At 45.4% G+C, this 10,410-nt stretch carries 11 protein-coding genes; all 11 read left to right on the forward strand.

All coding sequences use genetic code 11. From position 1 onward, the window contains the following. Positions 1-3 precede the first annotated feature (3 nt). The 11 genes from folP to lysS all read left to right on the forward strand — a co-directional run bounded on the left by folP (position 4) and on the right by lysS (position 9,914). The gene (gene folP / locus VM640_RS15410; protein WP_325393795.1) at positions 4-1,215 is read left to right on the forward strand and encodes a dihydropteroate synthase; all 1,212 of its coding nucleotides are present in this window, start codon (positions 4-6) and stop codon (positions 1,213-1,215) included. Then, positions 1,202-1,573 carry a dihydroneopterin aldolase gene (folB, locus tag VM640_RS15415; protein ID WP_325393797.1) on the forward strand — a complete coding sequence of 124 codons (372 nt, stop codon included), beginning with the start codon at positions 1,202-1,204 and terminating at the stop codon, positions 1,571-1,573. The genes folP and folB overlap by 14 nt, the downstream gene beginning before the upstream one ends. Further along, positions 1,570-2,046, forward strand: coding sequence for a 2-amino-4-hydroxy-6-hydroxymethyldihydropteridine diphosphokinase (gene folK / locus VM640_RS15420; protein WP_325393799.1), 477 nt, complete (start codon positions 1,570-1,572; stop codon positions 2,044-2,046). Before folB ends, folK begins: the two co-directional genes overlap by 4 nt. Before the next feature lie 169 nt (positions 2,047-2,215). Next, a complete protein-coding gene (locus VM640_RS15425) occupies positions 2,216-3,085 on the forward strand; it encodes a Rossmann-like and DUF2520 domain-containing protein (RefSeq protein WP_325393801.1) in 870 nt (289 codons plus the stop codon). Positions 3,086-3,087: 2 nt separating this feature from the next. Beyond that, positions 3,088-3,933, forward strand: a complete 846-nt coding sequence (gene panC, locus VM640_RS15430; protein WP_325393803.1) for a pantoate--beta-alanine ligase — start codon at positions 3,088-3,090, stop codon at positions 3,931-3,933. A 3-nt stretch (positions 3,934-3,936) separates the two neighbouring features. Next, positions 3,937-4,320, forward strand: coding sequence for an aspartate 1-decarboxylase (gene panD / locus VM640_RS15435; RefSeq protein ID WP_325393806.1), 384 nt, complete (start codon positions 3,937-3,939; stop codon positions 4,318-4,320). Between the two features lie 37 nt (positions 4,321-4,357). Further along, entirely contained in the window at positions 4,358-5,332 is a 975-nt protein-coding gene (locus VM640_RS15440; RefSeq protein WP_325393808.1) for a biotin--[acetyl-CoA-carboxylase] ligase, read from the forward strand. Positions 5,333-5,587: 255 nt separating this feature from the next. Next, a complete protein-coding gene (locus tag VM640_RS15445) occupies positions 5,588-6,352 on the forward strand; it encodes a type III pantothenate kinase (RefSeq protein WP_325393810.1) in 765 nt (254 codons plus the stop codon). 38 nt (positions 6,353-6,390) lie between these two features. Next, positions 6,391-7,347: a tRNA dihydrouridine synthase DusB gene (gene dusB, locus VM640_RS15450; RefSeq protein WP_325393812.1), complete on the forward strand. Its 957-nt coding sequence runs from the start codon at positions 6,391-6,393 to the stop codon at positions 7,345-7,347. Between the two features lie 499 nt (positions 7,348-7,846). Then, the gene (gene greA / locus VM640_RS15455) at positions 7,847-8,317 is read left to right on the forward strand and encodes a transcription elongation factor GreA (protein ID WP_325393814.1); all 471 of its coding nucleotides are present in this window, start codon (positions 7,847-7,849) and stop codon (positions 8,315-8,317) included. A gap of 130 nt (positions 8,318-8,447) precedes the next feature. After that, the gene (lysS, locus tag VM640_RS15460) at positions 8,448-9,914 is read left to right on the forward strand and encodes a lysine--tRNA ligase (RefSeq protein WP_325393816.1); all 1,467 of its coding nucleotides are present in this window, start codon (positions 8,448-8,450) and stop codon (positions 9,912-9,914) included. Positions 9,915-10,410 lie beyond the last annotated feature (496 nt).

A 10,410-nucleotide genomic window follows, 5' to 3' on the forward strand; every position in this document is an offset into this window, starting at 1 on the left:
AGCATGAGAGATTTTCGGATGCGTTGGATTAAACTCGATAATTTAGAGGAGGCTAAACGGGCTATCACCGAGATCGGAACAGACTCGGTCGGTGTCGGCCAAATGGCAGGCAAATCCTTGGGACGTGCTATAAAAGTCGAGAATGTTCCGTTACCTATCGCCCATATTTTAAAACAGGAAATGTTATCTGTTGGCGGAGATGCTGCAGTTCATCGTGATGTTATCGTCAATAAGGTTGATGCGACAGATGTCCTCCTTCTTGGAACAGTGAGTCAATTCGGTCATTTCGCTCAAAAAATCTTAGCCCAACCGTTTGGTTTAAAAGAATTAGGACATCAACTGAAGGTTGCGTTAAAGGGACTTGAGCCTCCTCAAGAAAGGACGTTGGATTGTAGGGGGCGAGAGCTGGTGCTTGGAAAGCGGACATTAGTAATGGGGATCTTGAATGTCACGCCGGATTCCTTTTCTGACGGAGGGAAATATGTTGACCTTAAAGATGCACTGAGCCAGGCCGAGCGGCTGATTGCGGAGGGTGCCGATCTCCTGGATATTGGGGGCGAATCCACCCGCCCAGGTATAGTGCCGATAAGCGCGGAAGAGGAATGGAGTCGTTTGGAACCGGTTCTAAAGGAACTGATTCCGAGGATCTCGGTACCGGTCTCGATTGATACCTATAAGGCGGAAGTTGCCGAGAAAGCCTTAGTAGCAGGAGCACATATCATCAATGATATCTGGGGGTTACAGGGGGATCCTGAAATGATCCGGGTCGTGGGAAAATATCACGCCCCAGTTATCGTCATGCACAATCAGGAGGGGATAAGTCAGCAACTGATGGGAGATATGACTGCCTTCTTCAGACGAAGTATCCAGTTAGCGGAGGAGAACGGGCTCAGCGGGGATGAGATTATTATTGATCCGGGAATCGGCTTTGGCAAAACGCGGGAACAGGATCTCGAAGTGATGAGTCGGTTAGACGAGTTTAGGCTCTTAGGGCATCCGATTTTATTAGCCACCTCCCGGAAGCGAATGATTGGGAATATCCTGAATTTGCCTGTTGATCAACGGGTCGAAGGAACGATTGCGACCAGTGTGGTGGGGGTAGCGGCTGGAGTCGATATGGTTCGGGTCCATGATGTCCTGGCGAACCGTCGCGCAATTGATATGTCAGATGCAATTTATCGGAAGCTGAGGGGGAGAAACTTTGCGGGAGCGTGATGCAATCCACTTAAAAGGGCTGGAGTTTTATGGTTATCATGGCGTAATGCCCGAGGAAAAAGTCCTTGGACAGAGATTCATCGTAGATGTGGATTTATACCAGGATTTACGGAAACCTGGATCTTCAGACCAGGTGGCAGATACGATTAACTATGCTGAAGTGTATCAACTCATCAAAACGATCGTGACAAGCGAACCGTTTCACCTTCTGGAACGGTTGGCGGAAGAAATTGCTAAGCAGATGCTGAACGCGTTTTCTTGCGAAGCGCTTCGAGTTGAGATTCATAAACCTCAAGCTCCAATCCCCGGCCTTTTCGAGGATGCTTCAGTTGAAATTTGGCGGGAGAAAACAAAATGAAAGCTTATTTAAGTATCGGAGGGAACTTGGGGGATCGTGAGCAGAACCTCGCCGAAGTATGCCGCAGATTAAGGGAACACCCACAACTTAAATTAACAAAGGAATCTTCAATCTATGAAACGAAACCGTGGGGAAAGATCGATCAACCGGATTTCTGGAATCAGGTTCTCGAGGTGGAGACAGAATTATCTCCTCTGGATTTGTTAGAGGTTTGTCAACAGATTGAAAATGACCTCGGACGAGAAAGAATTGTTCATTGGGGCCCAAGAACTGTTGACATTGACATCCTAACTTATGATAATAGGGTGTATAAAGATGAACGACTTACTTTACCTCATCCTCGGATGGAGGAAAGGACGTTTGTCTTAGCTCCTTTAAGGGAGATTGCCCCAGAATTCATTCTTCCCTCGGGTTGTCGAGTTAAAGATGTACAGGGAGACGGAGAAGTTCAAAAATTGAAAACTAACGAATGATGTGGATGACAGACAATATCCCGAGTGGAGTTGTACTGGGAGAGATCCGCTTTTAGATGTCAGAGATTGCCGCTTGGATCAATTTGACCGAGACGGTGAAGGAAGCCTAACACAGGAGCACCTTCACGTTTTGTGGGGTGCTTTTTCTATATTCTGAGGGAGGGGTTAGATGAAAAAATTTGGAATTATTGGCACCGGAATCGTAGGGACAGCGATTGCCGTAAGTTTGGAGAAGGTAGGGTATCAATGCCTCGGGGTAGAAACGCGAAGCGATTATTCTTACGAGCGCTTTAGCCGGTATTTGCAGAAAGAAAGGCTTCCTTTGGAGCAATGGGTTCCAGAGGCGGATCTTGTTTTTATAACCACCCAAGATGGAATAATTCATTTAGTGGCTGAAAATCTAGCACAGCGAAAACTCTATAAACCCGGCCAAATTTGGATTCACTGCTCAGGTTCCCTGAGAGCACAGATCCTCAAGAAAAAACCCGCTCTTCCAATCAAAACCCTTTCCCTGCACCCTTTGCAATCCTTTGCTGATGTAGATGAGGCCTTACAGCTTTTACCGGGGTCACATTTTGGATTAGAGGGGGAAGCGGAAGAAGAAGGAGTTCAGATTGTTCAAGCCTTAGGGGGGATTGCCCATCGAATAGATCCTGAGAAGAAACCCCTCTATCATGCGGGAGCAGTAGTGGCTTCCAATTATCTTGTTACGCTCGCAAGCATGGCCGTCCAACTGTTTGGCCTAGCGGGAATCCCTCAGGAAGATGTGCTTCAGTCGTTACTCCCTTTAATGCAAGGGACGTTACGTAACTTAGATAAAGTCGGCTTACCTCAAGCATTGACTGGGCCGATTGCTCGGGGAGATAGTGAAGTTGTTCGTTCTCATCTCGAAAGTATACCTTTCGAGCTTGAACAAGCTTACCAGATCCTTGGACTTTCGACCTTAGAACTGGCTCAGGCTAAAATGAAGCAAAATAGTAAGGAATACCCAAAGGAAGCTTTGCTGAAATTAAATGAATTATTAGGAGGAAAGGAATAATCATGGAAATCGTCGAACGGATCTCAGAAGTAAGGGAGATTATCGCTGGGCAAAAGGAAAAAGGAAAGCGCATCGCCTTGGTACCGACAATGGGGTATTTGCACCAGGGCCATTTAACGCTAGCAAAACAGGCGAAGCAGAAGGGCACTTTTGTGGTGATGAGTATTTTTGTAAACCCTTTACAATTTGGACCGAATGAAGACCTTTCACGCTATCCACGGGACTTAGAACATGACGCCAAACTTGCCCAGGAAGCAGGGGTTGATCTGATTTTCCATCCTTCTGTTGAGGAAATGTATCCTCAAAAGAATCGGACAACCGTTCAAGTCAGTGAATTAGGGAATGCCCTCTGCGGATTATCTCGACCTGGACATTTTAACGGAGTAACGACGGTTGTAAGTAAGCTTTTTCATATCGTTCAACCAGATTACGCTTATTTTGGTCAAAAAGATTATCAACAATATCTCATTGTTCGGCAGATGGTTCGCGATCTTAATTTTTCGATCGAAGTCATATCTGTCCCGATTGTTCGCGAAGAGGATGGGCTCGCTTTAAGCTCAAGAAATGTTTTTCTGACCCCAGAACAGAGGCAGGAGGCAGTCGTTCTTTCCCAATGTTTAGCCGAGGCCGAGACGTTCATCCGCCAGGGAGAACGGAATGTAGAGCAAATTGAGGAGAAGATTCGGCAGAAAATCACGGGGGAAAGTTCAGGCGAAATTGATTATGTTGAAGTCCGTTCAGCCGAAAATCTAGAGAAACCTGAAGTGATTACTGAACCCATTGTGATCGCCTTAGCCGTTAAATTCGGGACAACGCGCTTAATTGATAACCGAATCGTGGAGGTATAAAGTATGTTTAGAACGATGATGAAATCTAAGATTCACCGCGCTAAAGTTACTGAGGCCAATCTCAAATACGTCGGTAGTATCACGATCGATGAAGATTTAATAGTAGCGGCGGACATTCTTCCCAATGAAAAGGTTCAAATCGTTAATAATAATAATGGAGCTCGGATGGAGACCTATGTCATACCCGGCGAGCGAGGAAGCGGGACGATTTGTCTAAACGGAGCCGCTGCGCGCTTGGTCCAGGTGGGAGACGAAGTGATTATTATTTCCTACGGTATTTTTACAGATGAAGCTTCCCAGGATTACCAACCGAAAGTTATTTTCGTCAATGGCGAAAATAAAATTGTGAAATTAACGCATGAAGAAATTCATGGACATGAGGAGTAAATCCTCGAGCAGCCGGTACAAAAAGGAAGTGCATTTCGTGCGCAACGAGATTTTAAATCTCTTGACCAGCCGACCGGGGAAATATATTTCTGGAGAAGCGATCAGCCAGAATTTAGGGATTACACGAGCAGCAGTCTGGAAGCAAATCCAGGTATTAAGAGAGTCGGGATACGACATTGAGGCTCAGACGAAAAATGGATATCGCTTGGCCAAGACCCCTTTATCCTTAGAAGAATGGGTGTTGAAGCGAGGCTTAGAAACAAAAACTTTAGGCCGTGAAATTCACTTTTTCGAAGAACTCCCATCCACCAATGATTATGCCAAAACGTTGATTCGCCAAGGAGTCCAAGACGGGGCTGTTATCTTAGCCCAACGGCAAACAGAAGGACGGGGGCGGATGCAACGCGCGTGGGAGTCTCCAGAGGGCGGAATCTGGATGTCCATTATCTTGAAGCCTCATCTCTCGTTAGCAGATGCGGCAAAATTGACTTTGAGTACAGGGGTTGCCTTAGCACGTACGTGTCGTAAACTTTACGGGTTAGATATTCAAATCAAATGGCCCAATGATCTTGTCTATCGAGGGAAAAAAATAGCGGGTATCTTGGGAGAAGTGGTCGGGGAATGGAATACGGTTCAAACCTTGATCCTAGGGGTAGGGATCAATGCGAACCTGGAACGTGCAGATTTACCCTCAACTCTACCTGCTACGACATTCAAAGAAGAATTGGGACAACTGATCAATTTAAACGATTTGGTCATCGCATTTCTCGAAGCGTTAGAAACCGAAGTCGAATCCTTAGAAGAGGGTGACATTGACGGATTGCGAGCGCGTTGGCTCACCTACGCCGCGGGACTCGGTAAGGAAGTCCAGGTTGAACGGGCGGGACACGTTTTTAAAGGTATCCTTAAAGGAATATCGACCAGCGGGGAACTGATTTTGGAAGAGAACCATCAGGAACTGCTTTTTTCCTCGGGTGATGTTAAGCTTCGTACATCAGAAGGCTATATCTGATCCTAGGACTTAGAGGTAGCGAATTTCGAGGACAGCTGCAATTGCTGCTTTAACCTGTTTAGCAGGAATGATTCTAAGATGGGATTCGCCTGCATGGGTTCCTTTTAGTATTTTACCTGTGATGGTGCTTTTGGCGGGGATTTTTTCCTTTTATTCTTGCGGATGTCATTAAAGCAGGAATTGCGGCTTAGGTGGGGAATCAAATGGTACGCAGTCGAGCCGACATAGACCATGATAAATAAAGGGGAATGAGAAATGATCCTAGTCTTTGATGTGGGAAATACAAATATTGTTCTCGGTGTGTATGTAAATAGAGAGCTAACGCAACATTGGCGCGTTTCAACTGATAAATTGCGGACAACGGATGAGTATGCTGTAGTCATTAAAAATTTTTTTGATTTCAGTGGACTAAAGTTTGCAGACATCAAAGCCGTTGTAATTTCTTCGGTCGTACCTCCGGTTATGCCTACTCTTGAGTCATTAACCCGCAAATACTTTGGGGTAGAGCCTTTAGTTGTTGGCCCTGGGGTGAAGACAGGGATGCCAATTATCTACGATAATCCGCGTGAGGTCGGTGCCGATCGAATTGTGAACGCCGTTGCTGGTTATCATAAATATGGCGGTCCGCTCGTGATTGTGGACTTTGGAACTGCGACGACGTTTTGCGCAATTTCCCAACATGGTGAGTATCTCGGCGGAGCGATTGCACCAGGAATCGGGATCTCGACAGAAGCTCTGTTCCAACGGGCTTCCAAGCTCCCTCGCGTCGAGTTGGTGAAGCCTAAGCGGGTTATCGCTAAGAATACGGTTGCTGGTATGCAATCCGGAATTTATTATGGATTCGTTGGACAGGTTGACGGAATTGTTCGGCTGATGAAAGAAGAATTAGGAACAGAGGCTAAAGTGATTGCGACTGGTGGTTTAGCCAGATTCATTTGTGAAGAATCCCGGGAAATTCAAGCCATCGAGCCCTTTTTAACCTTGGAAGGGTTATTGCTCATTTATGATCGGAATAATTAGGCTGGGGACAAATACAATGTTAATCAGGGAGAAGAACCATGAAGCTTGGTCAGTTTGAAATGGAGAAACCGGTCTTTTTGGCACCGATGGCTGGGGTTACGGATAAGGCCTTCCGGGAAACCGCACGCGCCATCGGTGCTCGCTATGTCTGGACGGAGATGATCAGTGATAAGGCCTTAACCTATCAAAATTCCAGGACCCTAAATATGCTTGATCTGACAGGTGAAGAATCACCACGGATTGTGCAGATTTTTGGTTCAGAACCCTCGGTCATGGCGCAAGCTGCGTGTCTGGCAGTCGAGCATGACGCAGATATTATTGATATTAATATGGGCTGTCCTGCTCCGAAAGTCGTGAAAAATGGGGAAGGTTCAGCCTTGCTACTGGATTTGGATTTAGCACAACAGATTGCCAAAGCTGTGGTTAAGGCCGTAGCTGTCCCAGTGACTGTGAAAATGCGCTTGGGTTGGAAAGATGGGGAATGTGTTGCTCCTGAGTTGGCGCAACGATTGGAAGCGATAGGGGTTCAAATGGTGACCGTACATGGTCGAACCCAGGAACAGTTTTACGCGGGTCACGCTGATCCGATAGGAATTCGTAAGGTCAAAGAAGCGGTTAGAATTCCAGTCATTGCGAATGGGGATATTTTTACTCCCCAAGACGCCAAAAAATTGCTAGAGCAAACCAGCTGTGATGGGGTCATGATTGGACGTGGAGCCCTAGGGAATCCTTGGCTCATTAAACGGACGGATAGCTATCTACGGGAAGGAGTTTTAGAACCCGATCCTAGCTATCAAGAGAAAATTCAGGTCGCACTGGCTCATTTTGAGCGTGTTTTACGCTATAAAGGGGAACGAATTGGGCTGAATGAGATGCGTAAACATGCGGTCTGGTATATCAAAGGAATTCGTAATGCGGCTCAATTACGGGATCAAATCATGCAAACACAGACCCCACAAGAAATGCGTGATGTCTTTACTCTCATCCTACGATGAATGTGGTTAAGTCCGGCAGGATAAGGCGACTAGAGCCATCGCTTTGGCGCTGGCTAAGTCTTCTATATCCTACGATGAATGCATTTATGTTCGGCAGGATAAGGCAACTAAGCAGCCGTCGGCGCTAAGGCTTAACGTCAGCAAGTTTTCTTTATACTAACAGAAGGTATAAATTTCCGGCAGATAGCATAAGTGCAACTAAGGCTTCCGCCTACGCCAGAGGCTTGGCGTAAGCCAAGTTTTCTTTATATTAAGAGAAAATGCATAATTTAACGGGTTTAACGTAGAATATGAGGGCATCATCTATGAGGAGGGAGCGAGCAGAATCCTTGACAATATTTTGCAGTGAAATTATAATACCAGTAATGCCAATCAAGAGGTATTTATGCGATGCCCAGGTTAGTGCATGTGGGAGCACGGAAGAGCATTTAAAGTATCTGGAAAGCGCGCATTCTAAAGACGCGCCAAAAACAGGACGAGAAAAGGGAGCGGATATAGAATGCCTGAAAAGGAAGTTATCCTTACATTAGAAGGCCTAAAGAAACTTGAAAGTGAGCTAGAACTTCTTAAAACCGTAAGAAGGCGTGAAGTGGCGGAGAGGATTAAGCAAGCTATAGATTTTGGAGATATTAGCGAGAACTCCGAATATGATGACGCTAAGAATGAACAGGCCTTTATTGAGGGTCGGATTCTTACATTGGAGAAAATGCTGAGAAATGCTCGGGTAATTGATGACCAGGAAAGTAAAGAAGTCGTAGGATTGGGCTCAACAATTATCCTTAAGGATATTGATTTTGGCGACGATGAGGAATATACGATCGTCGGTTCCGCCGAGGCAGATCCTGGGGTAAATAAGATCTCGAACGAATCTCCTGTGGGTAAAGCCGTACTTGGCAACACTAAAGGAACGGTTGTTGAGGTTAATGTTCCGGCAGGACTTCTTCATTATCAGATTGTGGATATTAAATAAGAGCTAATAATTTCAAACGGCTTCAGCCATCAAGAAAGCTCGGCGTCTGCCGAGCTTTCTTGATGTTCTTGTTTAATTATGTGTTAATCTGCTAAAATGTTAGAATAAGATATTTTGGAGGAATGTTTAAATGGAAGATATGAGCGATCTTTGGCGAATCAGACTGGACAAGCTTGAAGCACTTCGCCAACAAGGGATCGAACCTTATGCAGATCGTTATCAACGAACACATATGGCCCAAGAAATTATTGACCAATTTTCCGATTTAGAAGGTCAAGAAGCCAAGGTTGCGGGACGGATAATGTCCAAACGGGACCAAGGAAAAGTTATCTTTGCCCATATTCAAGACTTTAGCGGTCGAATTCAGATTTATATTCGTAAAGATGATGTCGGAGCAGAATGGTTTGAGCTGATTTCGAAGTTTGATGTCGGGGATATTATCGGGGCAAAAGGAAAGGTTTTTCGAACCAAGCGGGGCGAAATCTCCATTCATGCGGAAGAAGTGCAGATCCTTTCGAAAGCAATGCGCCCCTTACCAGAGAAATTCCATGGGTTAACCAATGTTGAATTACGCTATCGACAACGCTATCTGGATTTGATCATGAATCCAGATGTTAAGGACGTTTTTGTGATGCGCAGCAAGATTATCCGAGCCATGCGCGAATATCTTGAAAGCAAAGAATTTTTAGAAGTTGAGACGCCTACACTGCATACGATTCCCGGAGGAGCGGCTGCCCGCCCCTTTATAACGCACCATAATGCTTTGGATATTGATTTGTATCTACGGATTGCGCTCGAACTGCCGTTAAAACGCTTGATCGTCGGAGGTTTTGACCGTGTGTTTGAAATCGGTCGGAATTTCCGTAACGAAGGAATCTCGATTAAGCATAATCCGGAGTTTACAATGATGGAACTTTATCAAGCCTACGCGAATTATGAGGATATCATGGAATTGACGGAGAATATGATCGCTTACATCGCTCAGAAAGTTCATGGCAAATTAGAGATTGAGTATCAAGGGGAAACGCTCAACTTTACGACTCCGTGGCGTCGGTTACCGATGCTCGAAGGGATTCTTGAATATTCTGACGTTGACTTCCGTCAGATTTTGACGGATGAAGAAGCTCGTAAGGCGGCTCTGGAAAAAGGAGTGCATGTTGAAGCGAATGCTTCACGTGGAAAGATTATTAACGAGTTTTTTGAGGAATTTGTAGAGTCTAAGCTAATTCAACCGACATTCGTGACGGGGCACCCCGTCGAAATCTCTCCCTTAGCGAAACGGAATGCGGAACACTCGGAATATACGGACCGTTTCGAAGTGTTCGCCTATGGTCGTGAACTCGGGAATGCGTTCTCCGAGTTAAATGACCCTATTGACCAACGGCAACGTTTTGAGGTACAGGCCGCTGAGAGGGATAAGGGTGACGATGAGGCACATATGATGGATGAGGACTTTGTCCAAGCCTTGGAATATGGACTACCTCCGACAGGTGGGTTAGGGATCGGGATTGATCGCTTAGTTATGCTTCTAACCGATTCCGCATCCATCCGGGACGTCATTCTTTTCCCAACCATGAAACCAAGGGAAGAAGAATAGGGTGGTCGTGAATTATTCATAAGTAAGAGCATCAATAGTGTCAAAGAGACGGGGGGGTGGTGGAGACCATCCCCCTCTAAGTTATATAGATTTCATTTCTTAATTCTCTATTTACCAGGAACACATTTAAAGCTACTCGGAAGAAATCAAGATAGAGTACAAACGCATGAGAAGCCGAAAACTGAGAAGAATGACATGTGTAATTGCATAATTTCAGGGATTATGGCAGGATTAAGGGTTTGAGAAGTAGCATAAAAAGCGATATAATATTGTTCGTTCGGTTGTGGCGACGCAATCAACGAGAAACAGATGGTAGTTGACAAACACACTCTGAAATGCTATCATTTACAACTGTGACTCCGGTCTTTGAAAACTAAACAACAAAGGAACAGCCAAGTGACTCGTTAACGAGTTTGAGATGAATTTGAGCAATCAAATTTTCTTCATAAATTTTATGGAGAGTTTGATCCTGGCTCAGGACGAACGCTGGCGGCGT

Source organism: Desulfitobacterium sp., from assembly GCF_035539115.1.
Taxonomy (GTDB): Bacteria; Bacillota; Desulfitobacteriia; order Desulfitobacteriales; family Desulfitobacteriaceae; genus Desulfitobacterium_A.

Coding starts and splice junctions, on each gene's coding strand:
- VM640_RS15445 (WP_325393810.1), top strand. CDS start 5,588: ATGATCCTAGTCTTTGATGTGGGAAATACAAATATTGTTCTCGGTGTG.
- folP (WP_325393795.1), top strand. CDS start 4: ATGAGAGATTTTCGGATGCGTTGGATTAAACTCGATAATTTAGAGGAG.
- VM640_RS15425 (WP_325393801.1), top strand. CDS start 2,216: ATGAAAAAATTTGGAATTATTGGCACCGGAATCGTAGGGACAGCGATT.
- dusB (WP_325393812.1), top strand. CDS start 6,391: ATGAAGCTTGGTCAGTTTGAAATGGAGAAACCGGTCTTTTTGGCACCG.
- panC (WP_325393803.1), top strand. CDS start 3,088: ATGGAAATCGTCGAACGGATCTCAGAAGTAAGGGAGATTATCGCTGGG.
- panD (WP_325393806.1), top strand. CDS start 3,937: ATGTTTAGAACGATGATGAAATCTAAGATTCACCGCGCTAAAGTTACT.
- greA (WP_325393814.1), top strand. CDS start 7,847: ATGCCTGAAAAGGAAGTTATCCTTACATTAGAAGGCCTAAAGAAACTT.
- folK (WP_325393799.1), top strand. CDS start 1,570: ATGAAAGCTTATTTAAGTATCGGAGGGAACTTGGGGGATCGTGAGCAG.
- lysS (WP_325393816.1), top strand. CDS start 8,448: ATGGAAGATATGAGCGATCTTTGGCGAATCAGACTGGACAAGCTTGAA.